The sequence below is a fragment of the Arthrobacter sp. 05L417 genome, from assembly GCF_056397865.1.
On record NZ_JBFTOG010000044.1, the window covers coordinates 1 to 21,511 of the forward strand.

Here is a 21,511-nt window from a genome sequence, read left to right on the forward strand (position 1 = left end):
AACGGCACCCTGCTATGCAGCCACCACCACCACGTCATCCACAAAGAACACTGGACCATCACCATGGAAACCGGCACGGCATGGTTCAAACCACCACCCCACCTCGACCCCCGCCAAACACCCCGACGCAACCACTACTTCAGACCCACGCGAACATAGAGCCGCCCAGTTTCAGACCGCCCGAATCCGTTGACATGTGACCAAATGGTCACCTATTCTGAATGCATGGACGCCGTCTTCAAGGCACTCTCCGACCCCACCCGCAGGGATCTGCTCGACGAGCTCTTCCGCGAGGACGGGCAGACGCTCACCGCGCTTGAAGCACGGTTCGACATGACCCGTTTCGGGATCATGAAGCACCTCAAGATCCTTGAGGAAGCCGGGCTGGTTGTGACCCGCCGTCGTGGTCGCGAAAAGCTCCATTACCTGAATCCGGTACCCATCAGGCTCGTCCACGACCGCTGGGTGAGCAAATATGCAGAACCATGGGCCGCTGCGTTGAGCGACCTCAAAACCAGATTGGAAAGTCCCGTGGAAAAGATCTTCGAAATCTACATCAAGACCACTCCGGAACGGCTCTGGGATGCCATCACGGACAGCGACACCCGCAGCAAATACCAGTTCGGCAACACCCACACTGCCGACTGGACGCCGGGCGGGCACTACGAGATGCACAATCCCAAGGCCAACGGAATGGTTCTCGGCGAAGGCGAAAACGTGGAGGTCGATCCCCCGCGACGGCTCGTCCAGACCATGCGCGCCCTCTGGGGCGAGGACGTCAAAGCCGAGGGCACATCACGCGTCACCTGGGAGATCGAACCCGTCGGCGACTCTTGCCATCTGACCGTCACCCACAGCGACTTGCGCGAGGGCGGTAACGACCAGATCTACGGCGGTTGGCCGATGATCCTCTCCGGCCTCAAGACCTGGCTGGAGACCGGCGAAGTCCTGACGACTCCCGGTTCATTGATGTATTCGTGAGGCTCGACGGCGGCGCGACCCGCCGCTTTTAGGCCCTGGCGGCCGGAACGAGGGCAGCGTTGAGGTACTCCAAGTGCGCCAAGGTCGGGGCAGCCGCGTTCGCCGCGTATTCCGGGTGCTTGGTGAGGAACTTCTTGATGAAGGGGCACACGGGCACGATCCCGAGTCCCTCACTCACGGTCTCGTTCAGGGCCACTTCGGCGAGCCTGCCCGCCAGCCCTTGCCCGCCGAACTCCTCGTTGATCACGGTGTGGTAGAAGATCCGCTGCGGGGACCCGCCGTAGTCGTACGATTTGTACGCGGCCTTACCGATCACGCGGCCATCGGCGAGCACTTCAAAGCGCTCGCGGTCAACATTGTGGCGGAAAGTGGCATCGGTCATCGCTAGCTCCTCGGTTAGGTTCTGTTGACCTACCCTAACCTCGGGACCCGGGCGCTTTGTTCCCGGTGCAACCTTGTCGGGCAATCCCAAGTTTTCTCCAAGTCCACATTTGGACTTGGAGAAAACTTGGGAGTTACAGCTAAGCCGTGACGATGTCCCGCGTGGCGTGGTCGTACGTGAAGGTGACCTTGCCCCCGTCGTGCTTCAGCTCGTGGTTGGCACCATCACGGGCGCCGAACGCGCCGTAGTTCTCGTCCCACGAGCGGTTCAGCGCGATCTTGTAGGTGTAGAAACCTGCAGGCAACGTGGCGGCAACGGTCCACACCTTGCGACGGGAATTGAACTTCATCTGCACCTCGTCGTACTGCGGAGCCCAGTCCTCCGGCGCGCCGAGAATCGTGTTGAAGTCACCAGCGATCGCGACGGCGGACGGCTGCTCGAGCTTCTCGACGGCGGCAGTCGCTTTGGGTGCGGCCGCTTTCTTAGGCGCTGCCTTGGCGGCCGGGGCCTTCGCTGCTGCAGCTTTGGCAACAGGCGCCTTTTCCACGGCGGGAGCCTTCTTGGCCGCGGGCTTCCTGGCTACGGCCTTCTTGACGGGGGCCGTCGGAAGCGGAGTGTCTGCCGGGACGGGCGTGCCCTCAGTCAGCGCGGTGACGAACTCGTCCGGCTTGGCGAAAGCGACGGTGGCACGGAGGCCGTCGTCGGTGATAGTCCAGCCCGATCGGCCCTTGACCAGCCAGCCGGCCTTGACCAGTTTCGCGGTCTCCGTCGTCAGGTTCTTGTGGCCGCGCGGGATGCCTCCGCTGAGCAGTTCGCTCTCGCGTGGATCCAGCGGGACGCGGACAATCGCCTCAGCCAGGATCTCGCCGGCATTCAACGACTGCTCGGACCACGTTCCCTCTGCCAAGACGTCTAGGACGGTCTTGAGACGGACACTGCTTTTTTCGACGGTGGACTTGGCCAATGGGTCTCCTTCAACGGCGAACATTCCTTCAGCAGTCTGCCAATGTTCTGTAAATTCTGGCGACTGTTCTTGGTAAACACCGTGTGTCGTGACCCACTATTACGCCCAAACAACCACAAGTGATGGAAGGGTCTCGGCTACCGGTCAGTAACTAGCTGTTGGGGTACCCTCGATAGCCCCTTGAACCCTGGGTTATGACGTGCCCGCTGATGACAGTGCGGCTGGAGCTCCGCCCGTTGGGAAGATTCAGGGACCGGTGACGGCCGGGCGCGGAGCCGCTAAGATTCGCCTACTACTCCAGATGCGCCAATCAGTCAGAAGGTGGAACAAATGCAGCTTGACGAGGTCATTGACCAGTTTCATCAAGCGCTAGATCAGTTTGCCAAAGGCGATCCGGAACCCGCCAAGGCCATTTTTTCCCACAGCGAGGATGTGTCCCTTGCGAATCCTTGGGGTCCTCCGGCAGTTGGCTGGGATCAAGTATCAGTGGCCCTCGATTCAGCCGCAGCACGCTTCGAAGATGGACACGTCACCGCCGTTGATACGCTCACAAAGCACGTCACTTCCGGTCTTGCTTGCTTTCTGGACTTGGAACACTGGCAGGCCAAGGTCGGAGGGGGATCTGAAATATCGCCCTTTGAACTGCGGGTAACGAGCATCTATCGCCCTGAAGGCGACACTTGGGCACTCGTGCATCGACACGCGGACCCGATCACCACGCCTCAGCCTCCGGACGCCGTGCTACCAAGATGACACCCGGGATTCCTGCCGCCCGTTTCCACGCCGTGCCCGCGACTGACTAACCGACCGATGCCCTTTCCCACTCCGAAACCTCGGCCAACAGTTCAGCCCTCCGGGCCTCGTCCGCGAACGATGAACGCACCGAGTTCGCGGCTAGGCGCGCCCGGTCCCCAACAGACAACCCGTGCACAGCGACAAGTTGCGCGAAGTTGTCGTCCACGTAGCCGCCAAAGTACGCGGGATCGTCAGAATTCACGCTGACGTTCAGCCCGGCTGCCAGCATTGCAGGCAAAGGGTGATCGGCCAGGGTATCCACCGCGCGCAGCCGGACGTTGGACAGGGGGCACACTGTCAGCGGAACCTGCTCGGCCACCAACCGCTCCACCAGGGCCGGATCTTCCATGCAGCGGATGCCGTGATCGATCCTCTCGACGCCAAGCAGATCGAGCGCCTCGTACACATAGGAAGCAGGGCCTTCCTCGCCTGCGTGCGCAATCCGCCGCAGTCCGGCCTCGGCCGCGCGGCGGTACAGTCGTTCGAACTTCGAGGGCGGATTGCCCACCTCGGCCGAATCCAGGCCAATGCCGGCGATCGGCGCCCCCATGGCTAGAAGCTGATCCAAAACCTCCAGCGCAGATTCCTCGGACATGTCCCTCAGGAACGCGGCAATCAGGAGCGTCGAGACGCCGAACTCCTCCACCGACGTCGCGAGTGCGGACGCCACACCGTTGACGCACGTTTCCAGGGCCACCCCACGCGAGATGTGCGCCTGCGGGTCCATCATGACCTCGACGTGCCGCACGCCACCGGCCGCCGCGCGCGCCAAATAAGCCCTGGTCATGTCCGCAAAATCCTGCTCGGTGCGCAACACGGCCATGTTGGCGTAGTACAGATCCAGGAACGACTGCAGATCCGTGAACTCGTACCGTGCACGCAACTCGTCCAGATCCGCGTACGGAAGCTCAATCCCGTTCCGTTCCGCGAGGGCGAAAATCAGCTCGGGCTGAAGCGTCCCCTCGATGTGTAGGTGCAGTTCGGCAACTGGAGGTGCCGCCGTCGTCGTCGATTCGCCAAAAGTTTCCACCCGACAAGAGTAGGACGAATACTCAACGCGCCCCATCTGAACGCCCAGCCAAAGCGGGTTCAGGGCAGAAAGCGGTTGATTCTGCGCAAGAGGGACCCGAATACCGGATGGTGCTGCCAGCGGCGGGCCATGACCGCGTTCCGAGCGCGGTCGACTGTCCCCAGAACCGCACGCGCCGGCCAATTCCCGGCATAGGTTTCCGAGGGGGCTTCCATGGGACAAGTATCCCTGCCAACGTCAATCAGAGGGCGCCATTAACACGAGCGAGGGGAAGGCCACACCGCGTCAACTTGGATCTACGCCGTCCGGCCCCCAAACTGAAAGGATGCAGACCTTCCTCCCGTTCCCCGATTTCAAGCAAAGTGCTGCCGTCTTGGACACCGGAAGGCTTGGCAAGCAGCGTGTCGAAGCACTGCAGATCCTTCGCGCACTGGTGATCCCTGAGTTCGGCCGGCCGTCCCACCCCGCTATCCGCATGTGGATGGGCTACGTCCCCGCGCTCACTCTCTACGGTCTGGCCATGGTGGACGAATGGGTCGCCCGGGGCAATCCGGACAACACCCGCGCCAGCATCACCGAGTTCGCACCCCAGGCAGCCCACCCGGACTATGCCTCCAAGATTCCGATGCCGCCTTGGCTGGGCGACGCCGATTTCCACCTGAGCCACCGCTCCAAGCTGCTCCAGAAGGAGCCCCGCTTCTACGCCGAGCTCTTCCCGGACACCCCGAAGGACCTTGAGTACCTTTGGCCCGAGCCTCGGCACGAGTTCATTCCCGAAGACCCCTACGACGACTTCATCTGGGTTCTTCGCGCCCCGGTGGGCGATGTTGAACCCGAAAAGATCGACAAGGTGGGGATGCCGGCGGCAGGCAAGGCCAAGGCGGCCAGCAGCGACGGCGACGGCTACCAGTTCGTCTACGCTTCGGAAACGTCCCGCCGCCCGGGCAAGACCGCCCGCAAGGCCCCGAAGCAACTGGTGAAGAAGCCCACACGCAACCGCCAGCGCCAGGACGAGGCCTTCCGGACGCTCCCCGGCAACACGCCTGTCCTCGTCCCCATCGAGGGCGGCGCCAAGTTTGCCCTGGGCAAGATCCACGGACGGCCGATCACCCTCGAAGACGGCCGCTTCGGCCGCAACTTCGAGGTAACCAAGATCATCGACCGCACGGACTTCGACTACCCGGCCTTGTTGCAGGATCCGCGGGCATTCTTCCCGATCCCGGCACCGTAGCGGCTCGGCTAGTCGCGAACGACGGCGGCGCTCCAGTTCCTGAGTAAAGGAACAAGGGCGCCGCCGTCGTTTAAGTCGTAGCGGCTACTTGTTCTGCCGACGGACGAGCGACCGCATAACCAAGATCTCGTAGGCCACCAAGGCGACAACCCAAATGTAGTCATACCAGCGGGCGTCGAATCGAACGAGCAACGCCAGCAGCCCAAGCCCTGCAACCAACTGGGTCGTGATGATGGCCGACCAAGGCGTCGTTTTCACCTTATCCACAAGAAATGACCACCCCTCCCGCCGCGAAAAGGACACCCGCACCGTGGGCGGCCCAACCGATTGCTCCTATCGGTCCCATAAGAGACACGATTACACCAAACCCTGCATACGCACATCCTATTGACACCGGTCCGCCACGGGGAATCAGATCCGGGTTGTAGTGTGCAACGTGGCGGCCCGAGATATAGGTATCAAGCCATCCGTGACAGGCCAGGATCTGCTTGCCGTTCCATCCTATGGTGACTCCGTTATAGCCCGTGCAGTAATAGTCATACCGTCCCGTCGACATAGGGGCAACCGCGCCGCCGGGTGCCTTTTTGTTTGCCAGGAAGTGTCCACGGGGAAAGCCGTCTCGCGCTTCAAGCCGGATTTTTAGCGCTGCTTGCGTCTCCGAGACCTGAGGACTTTCAAGGAGCAAAGCTAGACCGTTGCTATCACCGTCGAACGCCTGAGAAATCGCGGTTTGAATCTGTTCAGGTGTTTGCAACTGCGACGTTGTTATTGGCTGCGGTGGCGCTGGAACAGTTGCCGCCGTTGCGCCATTCATTCCACCGAGCAACAGAGCGGCACTTGTCACCACAACCGCAATGACGCTTCGAATTTTCTTCCCAATGCTCATTTCTCTCCCCTTTGAGTTGTAGCAAGTGAGTGACCATCGTAATTTGCATTTGTTAGAGGAAAGTTGCGACTAGGTACTCAAAGTGCCGAATTGAGTGTTGTTCTGCGGCAAAATGAGTGTTCTTACTTGGGACGAATGAGTAGTTTCATCAAAGATGGCCGTTAGGCCCTTGGTGAAGACGGCGGCCTGTGGTTCCTGATATGAGGGACCGGAGTGCTGCCATAGTTCATTGGTCGTTCCGGTTACTTAGTCCCTCGGCGGACGAGCGCCCGGGCAAGGTGTTGGTTGGCAGCAAATTGAGTGCCAGCGCAGGCCATCCCTAACGCAACTAACTCGCAGTAGGTGTCGTTCTCAGGCCTCAAAACGACACCTACCGCGAGGGCCCACGCCGGCGAGGGACCCTGCCTGAGCTTGCGAAGGCTGGGAGCCGGTGGGGACTAGTTGGCCGCCCCACCCCAGTGTGCCCAGTCCTCCGGCCGCACGGAGGGCCGCCCGAGAAGGTAGCCCTGCCCGGCCGTCATGCCGAGCTCGACTACGGCGCTTAACTCGGCTTCGGTTTCGATCCCTTCGGCGACCAGGGTTGCGCCGATTTCCTTCGCGAAGCCGACCATGGCCGCCCCCAAGGCCCGCTGGCCCGGGTCCGTGTCGATGCCGGCGATGATCTCCCTGTCCAGCTTGATCACATCGGGCTTGAGGAGCAGGACGTGGCGCATGGACGCAAAGCCAGCGCCTGCGTCATCAACGGCGATCCTCAATCCACGGCTTCGCAAAGGTGCAAGCGCCGCCGCGAGAGGGCCATAGTCAACAACGTGGTGGCGTTCCGTCACCTCGAGCACGACCCGGCCCGTCGATATTCCGGAGTCCGCGAGAATATCGGAGAGCCTCGCGTCAAGGCATGCCCGTGGTGAGAGATTCACAGAAACCGACAGCGCGAGTGGCAGCCCCTTCGCAGCCGCGAGTGCGGTCTCGAGGGCAAGAATCTCAAGCTCAACATCCAGTCCGACGGCGGTAGCCTCGGCGAACATCACCTCGGGGGAAATGCTCGGAGATCCCGGGAACCGAGTCAAGGCTTCGGCTCCAGTGATCGAGTCTGATTCCAGGGAGCGGATGGGTTGGAACGCCGTCATCAAGGAACGCCCGGCGAGCGTCGCTTCGATCCGGCTCCTGATCTCTCCGGCAGCGAGCGTGTTCGCTGTCCCGGGATCGAGGGCCCTGCTCGTTCCTTCGAAGCCAGCAGGCCGGCCCGCGGCGTCCAGAAGTGACCTTCCGGACACCTCGACCAGGACCCTGCTGCCGTTCTTGTGGCGGCACACGGCGCGGAGTCCTGACCAGCCGGCGGCAGTGTCTTGGGTGGAAGCCAGGGCTTGCAGGGCGTCCGCTAGCTCGTCGGGATCAATGATCAGGCTGAAATGCCTGCCCAGTATTTCGGCAGGCTCGTACCCGGTCAACTCCGCTCCCGCCGGGCTCGAGAAGGTGAAGCGCCCGTCGGGTCCTATGGCCCACAACCACTCCCTGCTTGTGGTCAGCACCGTATCCATCAGGCGGGTGGTCCGGGACGCTTCAGCGCGCTCCCGGAACTGCTGCCGCACCAAAGAAAACGACGCGAAAACCACGACGGGAACCACGAGCAACGCAATGACATCAGGAATCCAGACGGGCCAACCGAGGTCGTCCCAGGGTTCTTCGCCCAGCATCAAGGGAAGGCCAGCCGTCAAGGCAACAGCGGCCTCCAAGACGATGATGACAAGCAGCCACCATCGGGGCATGGACGTCTGAGAGCGTTCCCTCCGCTTGCTCATTCGAAACACGGCCTCCCCCTGGCGCAAGCTTCTGACCTTCTACATGATGCCACTCATGCTTCGGGAATCGGCAGCATTGCTTCGAAATCACCGTGGAGGACGGAGGCCGCGGCTACTTCCCCAGCCCGGCCCGGCGCAGCGCTTCCGCCATTGCCGTGTTGACCGGCGCCTGAGGAGCCGCCTTCGCTGGAGCCGCCTTGCGACCGCCCTGTCCAGCCTGCGGCGCCGGGCGCCGCTCACCGCGCTCGCCGCCACTGCGCTCACTACCGCGCTCACCACCGCGCGGGCCGCGGTCACGCCCGCCGCCCCGCGAACCGGATCCGCCCGGGGTGCCGGGTTCGTCGTCGAGCCTGAGGGTGAGCGAGATCCGCTTCCGCTCCGGATCCGCCTCCAGGACCTTCACGCGCACGACCTGTCCGGATTTCACGATCTCGCGGGGATCGGACACGAACTTGTTGGCTAGCGCGGACACGTGGACCAGACCGTCCTGGTGCACTCCGACATCCACAAAAGCCCCGAACGCCGCCACATTGGTGACGGTGCCTTCCAGGATCATGCCGGGCTTGAGGTCGGAGATCTTCTCGATGCCTTCGGAGAACGTCGCTGCGGCGAATGCCGGACGGGGGTCGCGGCCCGGCTTTTCGAGCTCGGACATGATGTCGCGCACGGTGGGCAGGCCAAACGTCCCATCCACGAACGCCTGCGGGTCGAGCGAGGACACGGCAGCTCCACGGGCAGCAGCCACGATCTTCCGAGCCACCGAATACGCTTCCGGGTGGACACTGGACGCGTCGAGCGGTTCCGCTCCCCCGGTGATCCGCAGGAAGCCCGCGCACTGCTCAAACGCCTTGGCACCCAGCCGCGGCACCTTCTTGAGGTCGGCTCGCTTGGCAAACGGGCCGTTCTCGTTGCGGTACGCCACAATGTTCTCGCTCAGGAACGGCCCGACGCCGGCCACCCGGGCCAGCAGCGCGGGCGACGCCGTGTTCACGTCCACGCCCACCGCATTCACGCAGTCCTCGACGACGGCGTCCAGCGAACGGTCCAGCTTCGCCGCCGTGACATCGTGCTGGTACTGCCCCACGCCGATCGACTTCGGTTCGATCTTCACCAATTCGGCCAGAGGATCCTGCAAGCGTCGGGCGATGGAAACGGCTCCGCGCAAGGATACGTCCATGCCCGGCAGTTCCGCGGCCGCGAGCGCAGATGCCGAATACACGGAAGCACCGGCCTCGGACACCACGAGTTTCTGCAACGTGGGACCGCCGGACGCTGCCAGCGACTTGATGAGCTGAACGGCAAGCTTGTCCGTTTCGCGGGACGCCGTGCCGTTGCCGATCGCGACGAGCTCGACGCCGTGCTGCCGCGCCAAACGCTCCAGCGTCACCAAGGCCTCGTCCCACTTCTTTGCCGGGGCGTGGGGGTAGACGGTATCGGTGGCTACGACTTTGCCGGTGCCATCGACCACGGCCACCTTCACGCCCGTCCGCAGTCCCGGGTCCAGGCCCAGGGTGGCACGGTTTCCGGCCGGGGCGGCGAGGAGCACGTCGCGAAGGTTGGCGGCGAACACCCGGACGGCTTCGTCCTCGGCCTGGGCGAACATGCGGCCGCGCAAGTCGTTGCTCAGCCGGTCAAGGATGCGCGAGCGCCAGGCGATCTGCGCAGTCTGCACAAGCCACGAATCGGCGGGTCGGCCACGCTCGGCGACCCCGAGGCACTTGGCCACAGCGTTCTCGTACCGGCCGCGCGCGGCGGCCAGGGCGTCGTCGTCGGCTGGTTCTGCCTCGGCGAGATCAAGCTCAAGGACGCCGTCGTTCTCGCCGCGCAAGAGCGCGAGCACGCGGTGGCCGGGCATGCCGGAAGGCACCTGGGAGAACTCGAAATAGTCCTTGAACTTCTGGCCCTCGAGTTCCTGGCCCTTCTTCACGCGCGAAACCATCCGGCCCTGTGTCCACAACCGCTCGCGCAGGGTCTCGGCGAGGTCGGGGTCCTGGGAGACCCGCTCCACGAGGATCGAGCGGGCGCCGGCGAGCGCCGCGGAGGCGTCGTCGATGGAGTGCTCGGCGTTCAAGTACTTGGCGGCCTCGCGCTCAGGTTCGAGCTGCGGGTTCGCGAGCAGCGCCTCGGCGAGCGGTTCGAGGCCGGCTTCGCGGGCGATCTGCGCTTTGGTGCGACGCTTGGATTTGAAGGGCAGGTAGATGTCTTCCAGCCGGGACTTGGTATCGGCCCCGACGACGGCGGCCTCCAGTTCCGGAGTCAGCTTGCCTTGCGCGGCAATCGCTTCAAGGACCGTTCGACGGCGGTCCTCCAGGTCGCGCAGGTACCGGAGCCGTTCCTCAAGCTCGCGCAACTGGGTGTCATCGAGCGTCCCGGTGACTTCCTTGCGGTATCGGGCGATAAACGGGACGGTGGATCCGGCGTCGAGCAAGTCAACCGCGGCCTTGACCTGCCAGGACTTCACACCGAGTTCTTCGGCGATCAGGGCGTGGATGGCGGTGTCTGCTGACTGGTGCTGAGGAAGATGAGTCACCATGACATTTTGCCTTACCGGTTCGCCCTACCTAAAGACGCCGCCGAGTGCTGTAGTGGAAAGAGCCGCTGATCCGGTCAGGAATGCTACTCAAGGAAGAGGCGCATCATGCAAGAACTGCTTATCATCCTGCAGGACGGCTTTGACTCCGATGACGTAGAAGTCACGGTCAACCACAAAGAGGCTCACCACGAGCGCGACGTATCGACCAGGGAGATGCTGGGAATGGCGGCAGAGATCTCCGTGGAGTTGCCTGCGAAGGGGTCCACCGTGGGCGTCGAGGTCACCAGCCGTCAGTTAAGCGCCAGCAAGAAGCTCCATGGAAAAGCGAAGAGCCTGCTGGTGTCCATCGAGGACGGGGAACTGGTGATGCGGGAAGGCACCGGGCGGGAAGCGTTCCTCTAGCTTCCGGCACTTCTTGATCCACGCGGAAGCGCCACGGCCCGGGGGCCGTGACGCTTGATGGGTGCGAAAGTTGCGGTTAGCCCAGTTGCGCCATGGGAGTCTTGGCGGAGATGTGCTCCACCAATTCGCCTACGCGTTCCTCGGTGTAGTTCCGGGCGATGTCGCCCTGGCTGATGATGCCTACCAACTTGTGGTCGGTGATGACCGGAAGGCGCCGGACCTGGTGCTTTTCCATCAGGTCGATAGCTGCGTCGATGCTGGCGTCGGCATCGATCCAGATCGGCGTGCCCTGGGCGAGATCTGCCGCGGTCAGCCGGTCAGCGTCCAATCCCTCAGCAACGCACCTGAGCACAATGTCGCGGTCAGTGATGAATCCTTTGAGTTTTCCATCGTTGCCGCAGATTGGCAGGGAACCGACGTCCAGATCGCGCATCAGGACAGCCGCGTCACGCAGCGACTGGTCTTCCTTGACGCACTGGGCATTGGTGGTCATGAATTCGCGCACAACACTCATGAGTCCTCCTTGATCGATTGGGTATCGACGCGGACCCCCCGGCACCGACGCCGATGCTGTCAGCCTACGCTTGGGGTTTGGCTGTGGCCAGATGCTGTTTGCTCGTTGCTTCCCGGACTACTCGGCGCTCCCGTGGGATTACTCGGCGATGTCCTCGGCCCACAGTTCCGGATTCTCTTCCTGGAACGTGCGCATCATGTCCACGCATCGTTGGTCATCGAGGACCACCACCTCCACGCCCCGGGATCGCAGGAGCTCGAATTCGCCGCCGAACGTGCGGGCTTCCCCCACCACCACGCGCGGGATTTTGAATTGGATGATGGTGCCCGTGCACATGGCACACGGCGCGAGGGTCGTATAGAGCGTGGTGTCCCGGTAGCTCTTCTGCCGGCCGGCTGCGCGGAGGGCCGACATTTCCCCGTGCGCGATCGGATCGCCGTTTTGGACACGTTCGTTGTGTCCGCTCGCGATCACCACACCGCCGCGGGCGAGCGCTGCGCCAATGGGGATGCCGCCTTCGCCAAGGCTCTTCCGGGCTGCCTGGTACGCGGCTTCGAAGGCGGGATCTTGGGCGGTCTGGGAGGTTTGGGCGTCAGACTGGGTCATTCGAAGCCTGCTTTCCGGGGAGGTGGGAATCTTCCGCTACTTGTTCTATAACTTATATAATAAAGACGGAGGTGGAAGAGATGATCCTCAACGTAGACCTGGCCAGCGACGTGCCGATCTACCAGCAGCTTCGGGACCAGATCGTGGAGGCGATCGCCGACGGCGTGCTGGCCGAGGGCAGCTCGTTGCCGGCCACCAGGACCCTCGCTGCGGACTTCGGGATCAATTTCCACACCGTGAACAAAGCCTATGACCTATTGCGCCAGCAGGGCCTGATCCAGCTCAACCGAAAGACCGGCGCGGTGGTGACCGCCACGGTCGCGGACCCGCCGTTCGGCGCGGAGTGGACTGCGAGGGCACGGACCCTACTGGCCGAAGCCGTCGCCAGGGGATTGCCGGCCGACGAAGTTCTCAAGTCCTGCCGGTCGATACTCGATTCATTTGGAACCACGCAGCCAGAGGACATGCCATGATCGTTGCCATCGTCGTGAGCTCCGCGTTGTCAGCACTACTGCTCGCCATCGCCTTGGTTCTGCCCTCGATCAACAGCCCCACCGTGCCTTTCGGGGTTCGGGTACCGGCCGAGCGTGCCGAGGACCCGGCCGTGGTCAGGCAGACCCGCATCTACCGCTGGCGCGTTCTCCTCAGCGGGATCATCGCCGCAGTGGTCGGTAGTGCCATGTACGGCGTGACCGGCGAAACGTTGCTCCTGCCGCTGGCCGTGGTGGTGCTGGTCGGCGCCTGGTACGGATGCTTCTTCCTGGCCAACCACGAGATCCGGACCGCCAAGGCGGCCGGGGGCTGGTACGAGGGAGTCCACCAAGTCATCGCGGTGGATACCGAGCTGCGGACCGATCCACCGCGCTTTCCCTGGCTCTGGCTGGCGCCGGCGTTGATCGTCATTGTCGCCACGGTGGTGATCGGCGTCATCAGCTACCCGTCCATGCCCGAGGTGCTCGCGGTGCATTACGGTGCGAAAGGCATGCCCAACCGACTGGCCGCCAAATCGATCGGCACCGCCTTTTCACTGGTATTCGTGCAGATCGGCGTGACCGCCCTGCTCGTGGGTATCGCGGCGGCGATCTTCTTCCGCAGCCGGCCCGACATCGACCCGGGGCACCCGGTAGGCTCCGCCCGCTGGCACCGCCGGTACATGCTGTTGGGCGCCAAGGCACTCCTCGGATTGCTCGCGATGATCGATCTGGCGATGCTGGGATCCTCGCTGCTGATGTGGACGGGAACCGTCACGCCGTGGGCGCCGATGGTAGTGGTGCTCCCGATCCTGGCAGCCGTCGCCGTCGCCGTCGTTGTTTTGGCCAGGAACAACCGTGAGCGGGACGAGGGCGAGGCGGACACGGGCCTGACCCACCGGGAGGACGACAAATTCTGGCGGGGTGGTTTGATCTACATCAACCGCGAAGACCAGGCGCTGATGGTTCCGCGTCGCTTTGGCCTGGGATGGACCCTCAACTTCGGTAATCCGATGGCAGCCATGCTCCTGGCCGGCGTGGTCGCGCTGGCCGGCCTGGTGATCACCCTCCGTTTCGGCGGCTGACCCCCGCCACCCCTGACCCGCACCTGAACTGGCCCCCACCGCCAAGGCTGCCTTACTGTCGGACCGCACTGATAGCTTGGCTTCATCAGCTCAACGGTCTGGGGGCACGGTGTTTTTTCTCGATTCGGTAGATGCAGGGCAAGCGCAGGATTTGGTGTTTTCCGCCAGTGACCTCGTGACGGCCTCCACCTGCGAGTACCAGTTGCTGCGCAAGTTGGACGAGAAGCTGGGCCGCTCGGAGAAGCCCGCTTTCGACGTCGACGAAATGCTGGAACGGACCGCCGCGCTGGGCGACATTCACGAGCACAGGGTGCTGGACCGTTTTGTGGCCGAGTTCGGCACTTGGGATCCGCTTGCGCGCAAGGGGGTGTTCGACGTCGTTCCCGCCGAAGCGATGGATCGCGCCACCCTGCAAGCCAAGCACGCGGAATCCATCGAGGCGTTGCGATCCGGCGCGGATGTGGTCTTCCAGGCCGCGTTCTTCGACGGTCAGTTTCACGGACGGTCCGATTTCCTCGTCAAGCAGACGGACGGCAGCTACGCGGTGTACGACACCAAGCTCGCCCGCCACGCCAAGGTCACCGCGCTGTTGCAACTAGCGGCCTACGGCGAGCAGCTACTCAAGGCCGGAATTACTCCAGCCCCGGACCTGACCCTTGTCCTGGGTGCCACCACTCAGCGGGACGCGGCCGGTCGGGACGCTGCTGAATCGGACGGCCGTGGCGGCTTCGACTATGTGCACAGCAACCACCGGCTCGCCGATGTGCTGCCGGTCTTCCGTGAACGCCGGGACCGCTTCCTCGCCTTGACGGACTCGCACCGATCGCGGCTGGAGCCTATCCAATGGGGCGCGCCGGGAATCACCGCTTGCGGTCGCTGCGACTACTGCAAGGAACAAGTGCGCCTCCACAGGGACCTGCTGATGGTGGCGGGAATGAGGATCACCCGGCGCAAGAAGCTCATGGAAGCAGGGATCTTTAACATTGATGCCCTTGCTGGGATGCCCGACGCCGCCGATTCCGCCACCCGGCGCCTACAGGAACAAGCCCGACTGCAAACCGGGACAGCCACACCCGATGGCACCGTCAATTACACCGATAAGACCGGCACGGCGAAGAGCATCAGCTATTCCGTCCTGGAGTCCAACTCCTTGGCCCGGCTCCCCCGGCCCGACGCAGGAGACATCTTCTTCGACTTCGAGGGAGACCCACTGTGGCAAGACCCGGTAACCGGCCGCTGGGGACTGGAGTACTTGTTCGGGGTGATCGAAAATCCGACGGAGCCGGGCGAAGTTCCGGTGTTCAAGCCGTTCTGGGCACATTCCCGGGCTGAGGAACGGCAGGCGTTCATCGATTTCCTCGACTACGTGGAAGAACGCCGCATGAAGTATCCGGATATGCGGATCTACCACTACGCTGCCTATGAGAAAACCGCGCTGCGGAACCTGTCGGTCATCCACACCGTAGGCGAAGCCGCCGTGGACAACCTCCTGCGCGAAGGCGTGCTGGTGGACCTCTACGACACCGTCCGGCACAGCATCCGCATCTCTGAAGACTCCTACAGCATCAAGAAACTCGAACCCCTGTATATGGGCAAGCATTTGCGTTCGGGTGACGTGACCGACGCCGGAGCCTCCGTGGTTGCCTACGCCAACTACTGCACGGCCCGGGACGCGAACCGCGAAGATGAAGCGGCAACAATCCTGGCGGGCATCTCCGACTACAACGAATACGACTGCCTCTCCACCCTGGAACTGCGGAATTGGCTGCTGGGCCTGGCAGCGGAGCGCTCTATTGAACCCGGTCTTCCGGCTGCTTCGGGACCCGGGCTACCCGCGGAGACCGAGCCGGACAAGTACGAGGCCGCACCCGAGGAAACAGCCCTCCTCGACTACCTTGCGGAATTGCCGGACGAAGCGCTCCGATCCGACGACAACCGGGCGGTGTCGCTGGTTGCGGCCGCGGTTGGATTTCACCGCCGGGAAGATAAGCAATTCTGGTGGGGACACTTCGACCGCTTGGACCGGCCCGTCTCAGAGTGGGAGGACACCAGGGACTGCTTCATCGTGGAAGGCGGCGAAGTGCTGGCGGACTGGGCCAAGCCGACTCCGCGCAGCAACCCGGCCCGGAAGGTACGGCTGTTCGGCCACGCCGCCGACGGCTCCGGTTTCGCGCCCGGTAAGAAGTTCTTCCGGATGTACGGGCCTCCACTCCCCGATGCCTTCCTTGGCAAGAACGAAAGCGCTCTCGGCAGATCGGGAATGTCCGGCACAGAGGTGATCGAGGTCCGCGATCCCGACGACCCCTATGACGGCAGCACGGTTTCGGAGCCTGACGACGGCGTCTCGGACGTTGTGACCATTTCAGAGCGACTGCCCAAAGGTGCCGAGGAATACTCGCAGCTTCCCATGGCATTGACGCCCGATGCTCCAGTCAACACGGACGGGCAGCGGAAGGCCTTGAGCGAACTGGCCATCAAGGTGCGTTCCAGCCTGCCGTCGTGGCCAAAGGATCCGGCCTTGGACCTCTTGCGCCGGATCCCGCCTCGGCTGGTTACGCTTGCGGAACTGCCCGCCGTCGGGTCCGGCGACGATGCTTATGTGGACGCCATCACCGCTGCCGTGTCGGATCTGGACCGGTCATACCTTGCCGTCCAAGGGCCGCCGGGAACGGGCAAGACCTACGTTGGCTCGCACGTTGTCGCGCGGCTGGTGCGTGCTGGCTGGAAGGTAGGGGTTGTTGCACAGTCCCACGCCGTCGTCGAGAACATGCTCCACGCCGCAGTGCGGGCGGGGGTGCATCCTGCGCTCATCGCCAAGGAAGTGAAGCATGACGACCCTGTTCCCTGGGACCAGCAGAGCAAGGACGACATTGAACGACTGCTTGAATCGCCTGGAGGCTGCTTGATCGGCGGCACGGCATGGACCATGACGGGCCGGACCGTCTCGGCGCAGTCCCTGGACTTGCTGGTGATCGACGAAGCCGGTCAGTTCTCGCTCGCCAACACCCTCGCTGTGAGCCGGGCAACGAAGAGGCTGCTGCTCCTCGGCGACCCACAGCAATTGCCCCAAGTCACCCAGGGCAAGCACCCCGAACCGGTCGACGAGTCTGCTCTCGGCTGGCTGGCCCACGGCATGCACACGCTGCCCGCGGAGCTCGGCTATTTCCTCGCGACGTCGTGGCGAATGCACCCGGATTTGTGTGGTGCCGTGTCGGAGCTGTCCTACGATGGCCGGCTGCATTCAGCACCGGCTGCTTCCGGGCGGCGTTTGTCCGGGGTGCGGGCCGGGGTCGAATGCGTCTACGTCCCGCACAGCGGCAACTCCACCCAGTCGCCCGAAGAAGCCGAGGAGGTGGTCCGCCAAGTCAAGGAACACCTTGGCTTGGGGTGGCTGGACTCCCGGGAATCAGCCAAGGAACGGCCTCTGCTTGAAAAGGACATCCTGGTGGTGGCGGCCTATAACGCCCAGGTCCAGCTCATCCAACACGAACTGAGGGCGGCCGGACTTCGCGGTGTGCGGGTCGGGACCGTGGACAAGTTCCAGGGCCAGGAAGCCCCCGTCGTGATCGTGTCCATGGCTGCGTCCGCTGCAGCCGAGGTACCGCGCGGCATGGAGTTCCTGCTCTCACGCAACCGGATCAATGTGGCGGTGTCGCGCGGTCAGTGGCGCGCCGTCGTCGTACGCTCACCGGAGCTGACAAACTACCTGCCCACCCGGCCGGAAGGGCTGGAACAGTTGGGCGGTTTTGTCGGACTATGCCAGCGTGGCGACCCAACTAACTCGCATTAGTTGTCGTTATGAGGCCTGAAAACGACAACAAATGCGACTCAGTTGGGCAGGCTCAGGGCTTTGGGCAAGCCCAGCGCTTCGTCGAGTACAGCCCCGAAGTTCGCGGGGTCGTGCGCGAAGCGGCCTAGGAAGAGTCCGGACACGCCCTGCAGTTCGGGCAGGAGCCCCGGTTTGGCCGAGCCGCCGTAAATGATCGGCAGCTCGGCGAGGCCATGTTCGGCGAGCAAGCCCCGGAGGTGAGCGACGACGTCGGAGACGTAAGCTGCGCGGGCCGGCTCGGCCGCGCCGATGGCCCACACCGGTTCGTACGCGATAACCAGGCTGCCCGCGCTCGCCCAGTCGTCCCGGACGGCGGCGGAGATCTGCCGGAACACGAACGACGCCGACACTGCCGGATCGCCGACAGCCTCCTCGCCGACGCACAACAGCGGGGTCAGCCCGGCGTCCACCGCGGCCCGGACCTTCAATGCGACCACGGCGTCGTCCTCGGCGAAGTGCCGCCGCCGTTCCGCGTGTCCGATCTCAACGAGCCGCACACCCAGCTCCGCCAGCAATGACGGTGACACTTCACCCGTCCACGGACCCTCAGCCCAGCCGCAGTTTTGCGCGCCCAGGCGCAGCGGAGAGCCTTCCAGTATCCGGGCCGCGTCGGGCAGCATGGGGAACGACGGGATCACAAACGGGACCACCCGCCCGGCCACCAGGGCCGGACGGGCGTCCACTTCATTTCGGAGTTGCTCCAGCCAAGACATGCTGTGCCGGTAGCCCATGTACATCTTGGTGCTGACACCGATGTACAACGGATTACTTGCCCAGGAGATCGTCGGCCTTGTTCTTGAATGCCCGGGTGCCGAGCATCATGGCGGCCGCCAGGAACGGAAGGATTCCCAGTGCGTAGACGCCGGCGGATCCCGTGGGGTCGGCGGTGGCGCTGTTGACCGCGGTCCGCAGGATCGGGGCCACGAAACCGCCCAGGTTGCCCAGCGAGTTGATCAGGCCAATACCGGCGGCGGCCGCGGAGCCGGCGAGGAACGCCGTCGGGTAGGCCCAAACCACCGGACCGACTGCCAGGAAGCTGCACACCGCGAGCGTGATGAAGATCAGCCCGAGCACCGGCTGGTGGTTGGTCCCGGCCCACGCCGAACCGAGGATGCAGACACCCGTGGACAGGAACAGCACGGAGCCGAACATGCGGCGCTTGGCAACGGTGTTCGCCGCACGGCCGATCAGGTAGCAGGAGAAGATGCCGAAGAACCACGGAACCGCGATCAGCAGGCCGACGGCGAGGCCCACCTTCTGGCCGGTCAGCGAGGAAACCTGCTGCGGCAAGAAGAAGGTGACCCCGTAGACGGCGATCTGCAGGCAGAAGTAGATGATCGTGAAGTACCAAACGCGGCCGTTGCGCATCGCTGCGAACACGCCTCGCGGCCCCGTTTCATCCTTGACCGTGTCTTCCTGCGCCATGATCTCCTTGAGCGCGAACTTCTCGTCGACGTTGAGGAACTTGGCCTTCTCCGGCCCGTTGATCAGGAAGAAGAACGCCGCAACGCCAGCGAGCACGGCCAGGATGCCCTCGGTGAAGAACATGACCTGCCAACCACGGACGCCCGGAATCTGGTCGCCGATGTTGATGAGCCAGCCGGAGAGTGGGTTGCCGATCATCTGGGAGAACGGCTGGGCGAGGTAGAAGATCGCGAACATCTGCACGCGTACCTTGTTCGGGAACCACTCTGCCAGGTACATGATGACGCCCGGGAACAGTCCCGCCTCGGTCACGCCGAGCAGGAACCGCAGAATCACGAAGGATGTCTCGCCCTGTACGAAAGCAAAGCAGGCCGAAACGAGGCCCCACGTGATCGCGATGCGGGCGAGCCAGATCTTGGCGCCGACCTTTTTGAGCAGCAGGTTGCTGGGGATTTCAAAGATTGCGTAACCGATGAAGAAGATGCCGGCCCCGAGCGCGAACGCTCCGGCCGAGACGCCTTTGTCCGCGCCGAGGGCGGCTTCAGCGAAACCAACGTTGGTGCGGTCGAGGAAGGAAACGACATAGAGGATGACCAGCATCGGCATGAGCCGGGTGGCAGCCTTGCGGATCGCCGATCTTAGGACCGGCGAATCCAGCATCTCCTTCGTGGATAAACTGGCAAGGGACATCGAAACTCCTCTTTGAGTAATGACTGTTGAGTAATCAGAGCTGAGTAGTCAGGGTTGGGGCATGTCAAAGGGCTGGGGCATGTCAAAGGGTGGTGCGGTCCGGAATTAGTGCATGTACAAGCCGCCGTCGACATTCAGCGTCTGGCCCGAGATGTAACCGGAGTCCTCGCTGATGAGGAAGGCGATGGCGGCGGCGATGTCCCGGGTGGAGCCAACGCGGTTCACCACGAGGTCCTTGGTGAGTTCGTCCTTGCGTTCCTCGCTGAGGGTGCCGCCCATGATGTCGGTGTCGATCGGGCCGGGAGAGATGGCGTTGACAGTGATGTCGTACTCACCCAGTTCGCGGGCGGTAGCGCGGGTCAGGCCGATGACTCCGGCCTTTGCCACCGAGTACGGGGTCTTGGAGAACGTCCCGCCGCCGCGCTGTGCGGAAACGGAGGAGATGTTCACGATGCGTCCGATCCGGTTCTTGACCATGGACTCGGCGACGCGGCGTGTGGCGTAGTGGACGCCGTTGAGGTTGATGTTCAGGACGCGGTTCCACTCTGCGGGCTCGAGTTCGAGGTATCCGATGGGCGAGCTGACGCCGGCGACGTTGGCCAGGGCGACGATCTGCGGCAGCTCGGCCTCGAGCGTGTCGATCGCCGAGCGCACGGATGCTTCATCGGCCACGTTGGCGCCCACGCCATAGGCCTGGACGCCATATTCGGCGGCGATTTCCTTCGCGGTGCTCTTGCACAGGGCGTCGTCCAAATCGATGATGCCGATGTTCCAGCCTTTTGCGGCCAAGTAGTTGACGGTGGCCCGGCCGATGCCGCGCTCGGAAACGGCGCCGGTGACGATCGCGGTGCGTTCTGCGGGGAAAGTGCTCATGGGTATTCTCCTGTGAATGTCGGGACTAGTTGATGGGGGCCGGGCCGAGCTCGTCGAGGAGCTTCTGCATGGCCACGTAGGCCTTGTTCCGGTAGGCGATGAGTTCGGGCGTGCGTTCCGCCGGAACGCTGAGGAATCCTGCGCCGGTCTTGGTCCCGAGCTTTCCCGCCTCGACGAGGTCGCTCAGGATCTTCGGCGTGGCGAAGCGTTCCGGGAATCCGGTCTGCAGGGATTTGTAGCAGAAGTTGTAGACGTCCAGTCCGGCCATATCCGCGATCGCGAATGGACCAAAGAACGGCAAGCGGAAGCCGAACGTCGTACGGACGAGGGTGTCGACGTCGTCGGCCGTTGCGATCCCTTGCTCCACCAGCTGCGCGGCCTCGTGGAAAAGCGCGTATTGCAGGCGATTGAGCACGAAACCGGTGACGTCCTTGACGACGGCGGTTTGCTTGCCGGCCGCGTGGACCAGTTCGCGGGACGCTGCCACGGTCTCCGGTGTGGTGCCGGCGTGGGGAATGATCTCGACGCCGGGAATGAACGGCGACGGGTTGGAGAAGTGCACGCCCAGGAATCGCTCCGGACCGACGACGGCCTCGGCGAGATCGGCGATGGAAATGGTGGAGGTGTTGGACCCGATCAGGGCGTCAGGACGGGCGGCCGCGCTGATGCGGGCGAGGGTCTGGTGCTTGATGTCGAGGACCTCTGGAACGGCTTCTTCGATGAAGTCGGCGTCCACCACGGCCTCTTCGATGTCCTTCGCGGCCCACAGATTGGCTTTCAGGATTGCCGTGGAACCTTCAGGAAAGAGGCCCGCGGCCACGAATTCGTCCGACTCCACCAGCAGGCGGTCGTAGTTCTTCTGCGCGATTTCCGCGGATACATCCGCCAACGCCACGCGTGCCCCGCCGAGGGCCAGCACCTGCGCGATCCCGCCGCCCATGTAACCGGAGCCGACGACGGCGATCTTCCGGGCCGCGCTTCCGTCGCCTGCGGCGCTGCTTGTTGATTCAGTCATG

20 protein-coding genes and 1 pseudogene are annotated in these 21,511 nt (G+C 63.6%); 8 read left to right on the forward strand and 13 right to left on the reverse strand.

Annotation, left to right across the window (positions count from 1 at the left end; genetic code table 11):
• Positions 1–159, forward strand: a pseudogene (locus AC1DJW_RS22990) (DUF222 domain-containing protein); the annotation flags it as partial.
• A 66-nt stretch (positions 160–225) separates the two neighbouring features.
• Entirely contained in the window at positions 226–981 is a 756-nt protein-coding gene (locus tag AC1DJW_RS22995; RefSeq protein WP_476902597.1) for an ArsR/SmtB family transcription factor, read from the forward strand.
• Between the two features lie 28 nt (positions 982–1,009).
• On the opposite strand, the gene AC1DJW_RS23000 is transcribed toward AC1DJW_RS22995, so the two are convergent.
• Both AC1DJW_RS23000 and AC1DJW_RS23005 read right to left on the reverse strand, forming a co-directional pair.
• Positions 1,010–1,363 (reverse strand): GNAT family N-acetyltransferase, encoded by a 354-nt coding sequence (locus AC1DJW_RS23000; protein ID WP_476902598.1) that lies wholly within the window; start codon positions 1,361–1,363, stop codon positions 1,010–1,012.
• Between the two features lie 139 nt (positions 1,364–1,502).
• A complete protein-coding gene (locus tag AC1DJW_RS23005) occupies positions 1,503–2,327 on the reverse strand; it encodes a pullulanase X25 domain-containing protein (RefSeq protein WP_476902599.1) in 825 nt (274 codons plus the stop codon).
• 330 nt (positions 2,328–2,657) lie between these two features.
• On the opposite strand from AC1DJW_RS23005, the gene AC1DJW_RS23010 reads away from it, so the two are divergent.
• Entirely contained in the window at positions 2,658–3,080 is a 423-nt protein-coding gene (locus AC1DJW_RS23010) for a YybH family protein (RefSeq protein WP_284751497.1), read from the forward strand.
• Between the two features lie 46 nt (positions 3,081–3,126).
• Here the strand turns inward: AC1DJW_RS23010 and AC1DJW_RS23015 are convergent, their stop codons facing one another.
• Positions 3,127–4,152, reverse strand: a complete 1,026-nt coding sequence (locus AC1DJW_RS23015) for an adenosine deaminase (protein ID WP_459340755.1) — start codon at positions 4,150–4,152, stop codon at positions 3,127–3,129.
• Between the two features lie 325 nt (positions 4,153–4,477).
• Here AC1DJW_RS23015 and AC1DJW_RS23020 point away from each other — a divergent pair, with 325 nt between their 5' ends.
• Complete coding sequence (locus tag AC1DJW_RS23020; protein WP_476902600.1) at positions 4,478–5,383, forward strand: MSMEG_6728 family protein; 906 nt, start codon at positions 4,478–4,480, stop codon at positions 5,381–5,383.
• An 84-nt stretch (positions 5,384–5,467) separates the two neighbouring features.
• On the opposite strand, the gene AC1DJW_RS23025 is transcribed toward AC1DJW_RS23020, so the two are convergent.
• The 4 genes from AC1DJW_RS23025 to AC1DJW_RS23040 form a co-directional block, all read right to left on the reverse strand.
• Positions 5,468–5,650, reverse strand: coding sequence for a hypothetical protein (locus AC1DJW_RS23025; protein WP_476902601.1), 183 nt, complete (start codon positions 5,648–5,650; stop codon positions 5,468–5,470).
• Positions 5,643–6,269: a hypothetical protein gene (locus AC1DJW_RS23030; protein WP_476902602.1), complete on the reverse strand. Its 627-nt coding sequence runs from the start codon at positions 6,267–6,269 to the stop codon at positions 5,643–5,645. The genes AC1DJW_RS23025 and AC1DJW_RS23030 overlap by 8 nt, the downstream gene beginning before the upstream one ends.
• A 437-nt stretch (positions 6,270–6,706) precedes the next feature.
• Positions 6,707–8,068: a sensor domain-containing phosphodiesterase gene (locus AC1DJW_RS23035; RefSeq protein WP_476902603.1), complete on the reverse strand. Its 1,362-nt coding sequence runs from the start codon at positions 8,066–8,068 to the stop codon at positions 6,707–6,709.
• A gap of 112 nt (positions 8,069–8,180) precedes the next feature.
• A complete protein-coding gene (locus AC1DJW_RS23040) occupies positions 8,181–10,601 on the reverse strand; it encodes a Tex family protein (protein ID WP_476902604.1) in 2,421 nt (806 codons plus the stop codon).
• Positions 10,602–10,706: 105 nt separating this feature from the next.
• On the opposite strand from AC1DJW_RS23040, the gene AC1DJW_RS23045 reads away from it, so the two are divergent.
• A complete protein-coding gene (locus tag AC1DJW_RS23045; RefSeq protein ID WP_284751491.1) occupies positions 10,707–11,003 on the forward strand; it encodes a hypothetical protein in 297 nt (98 codons plus the stop codon).
• A 76-nt stretch (positions 11,004–11,079) separates the two neighbouring features.
• Here AC1DJW_RS23045 and AC1DJW_RS23050 read toward each other — a convergent pair whose 3' ends face one another.
• Both AC1DJW_RS23050 and AC1DJW_RS23055 read right to left on the reverse strand, forming a co-directional pair.
• Entirely contained in the window at positions 11,080–11,517 is a 438-nt protein-coding gene (locus AC1DJW_RS23050) for a CBS domain-containing protein (RefSeq protein ID WP_284751490.1), read from the reverse strand.
• 138 nt (positions 11,518–11,655) lie between these two features.
• Positions 11,656–12,123 carry a nucleoside deaminase gene (locus AC1DJW_RS23055; RefSeq protein ID WP_390280986.1) on the reverse strand — a complete coding sequence of 156 codons (468 nt, stop codon included), beginning with the start codon at positions 12,121–12,123 and terminating at the stop codon, positions 11,656–11,658.
• A gap of 80 nt (positions 12,124–12,203) precedes the next feature.
• Between AC1DJW_RS23055 and AC1DJW_RS23060 the strand changes: the two genes are divergently transcribed.
• The 3 genes from AC1DJW_RS23060 (at position 12,204) to AC1DJW_RS23070 (ending at position 17,468) form a co-directional block, all read left to right on the forward strand.
• Complete coding sequence (locus tag AC1DJW_RS23060; RefSeq protein WP_476902605.1) at positions 12,204–12,596, forward strand: GntR family transcriptional regulator; 393 nt, start codon at positions 12,204–12,206, stop codon at positions 12,594–12,596.
• Complete coding sequence (locus AC1DJW_RS23065) at positions 12,593–13,678, forward strand: DUF1648 domain-containing protein (protein ID WP_476902606.1); 1,086 nt, start codon at positions 12,593–12,595, stop codon at positions 13,676–13,678. The genes AC1DJW_RS23060 and AC1DJW_RS23065 overlap by 4 nt, the downstream gene beginning before the upstream one ends.
• A gap of 109 nt (positions 13,679–13,787) precedes the next feature.
• Positions 13,788–17,468, forward strand: a complete 3,681-nt coding sequence (locus tag AC1DJW_RS23070) for a TM0106 family RecB-like putative nuclease (protein ID WP_476902607.1) — start codon at positions 13,788–13,790, stop codon at positions 17,466–17,468.
• A 38-nt stretch (positions 17,469–17,506) separates the two neighbouring features.
• Here AC1DJW_RS23070 and AC1DJW_RS23075 read toward each other — a convergent pair whose 3' ends face one another.
• The 4 genes from AC1DJW_RS23075 to AC1DJW_RS23090 all read right to left on the reverse strand — a co-directional run bounded on the left by AC1DJW_RS23075 (position 17,507) and on the right by AC1DJW_RS23090 (position 21,510).
• On the reverse strand, positions 17,507–18,268 hold the full coding sequence (locus AC1DJW_RS23075; RefSeq protein WP_476902608.1) for a triose-phosphate isomerase family protein: 762 nt from the start codon (positions 18,266–18,268) through the stop codon (positions 17,507–17,509).
• A 4-nt stretch (positions 18,269–18,272) separates the two neighbouring features.
• A complete protein-coding gene (locus AC1DJW_RS23080; protein ID WP_476902609.1) occupies positions 18,273–19,622 on the reverse strand; it encodes an MFS transporter in 1,350 nt (449 codons plus the stop codon).
• Positions 19,623–19,727: 105 nt separating this feature from the next.
• The gene (locus AC1DJW_RS23085; RefSeq protein ID WP_476902610.1) at positions 19,728–20,495 is read right to left on the reverse strand and encodes an SDR family NAD(P)-dependent oxidoreductase; all 768 of its coding nucleotides are present in this window, start codon (positions 20,493–20,495) and stop codon (positions 19,728–19,730) included.
• A gap of 25 nt (positions 20,496–20,520) precedes the next feature.
• Entirely contained in the window at positions 20,521–21,510 is a 990-nt protein-coding gene (locus AC1DJW_RS23090) for a 3-hydroxyacyl-CoA dehydrogenase family protein (RefSeq protein ID WP_476902611.1), read from the reverse strand.
• Between the last annotated feature and the right edge of the window lies 1 nt (position 21,511).

Coding starts and splice junctions, on each gene's coding strand:
- AC1DJW_RS22995 (WP_476902597.1), top strand. CDS start 226: ATGGACGCCGTCTTCAAGGCACTCTCCGACCCCACCCGCAGGGATCTG.
- AC1DJW_RS23000 (WP_476902598.1), bottom strand. CDS start 1,363: ATGACCGATGCCACTTTCCGCCACAATGTTGACCGCGAGCGCTTTGAA.
- AC1DJW_RS23010 (WP_284751497.1), top strand. CDS start 2,658: ATGCAGCTTGACGAGGTCATTGACCAGTTTCATCAAGCGCTAGATCAG.
- AC1DJW_RS23020 (WP_476902600.1), top strand. CDS start 4,478: ATGCAGACCTTCCTCCCGTTCCCCGATTTCAAGCAAAGTGCTGCCGTC.
- AC1DJW_RS23030 (WP_476902602.1), bottom strand. CDS start 6,269: ATGAGCATTGGGAAGAAAATTCGAAGCGTCATTGCGGTTGTGGTGACA.
- AC1DJW_RS23035 (WP_476902603.1), bottom strand. CDS start 8,068: ATGAGCAAGCGGAGGGAACGCTCTCAGACGTCCATGCCCCGATGGTGG.
- AC1DJW_RS23040 (WP_476902604.1), bottom strand. CDS start 10,601: ATGGTGACTCATCTTCCTCAGCACCAGTCAGCAGACACCGCCATCCAC.
- AC1DJW_RS23045 (WP_284751491.1), top strand. CDS start 10,707: ATGCAAGAACTGCTTATCATCCTGCAGGACGGCTTTGACTCCGATGAC.
- AC1DJW_RS23050 (WP_284751490.1), bottom strand. CDS start 11,517: ATGAGTGTTGTGCGCGAATTCATGACCACCAATGCCCAGTGCGTCAAG.
- AC1DJW_RS23055 (WP_390280986.1), bottom strand. CDS start 12,123: ATGACCCAGTCTGACGCCCAAACCTCCCAGACCGCCCAAGATCCCGCC.
- AC1DJW_RS23060 (WP_476902605.1), top strand. CDS start 12,204: ATGATCCTCAACGTAGACCTGGCCAGCGACGTGCCGATCTACCAGCAG.
- AC1DJW_RS23065 (WP_476902606.1), top strand. CDS start 12,593: ATGATCGTTGCCATCGTCGTGAGCTCCGCGTTGTCAGCACTACTGCTC.
- AC1DJW_RS23080 (WP_476902609.1), bottom strand. CDS start 19,622: ATGTCCCTTGCCAGTTTATCCACGAAGGAGATGCTGGATTCGCCGGTC.
- AC1DJW_RS23085 (WP_476902610.1), bottom strand. CDS start 20,495: ATGAGCACTTTCCCCGCAGAACGCACCGCGATCGTCACCGGCGCCGTT.
- AC1DJW_RS23090 (WP_476902611.1), bottom strand. CDS start 21,510: ATGACTGAATCAACAAGCAGCGCCGCAGGCGACGGAAGCGCGGCCCGG.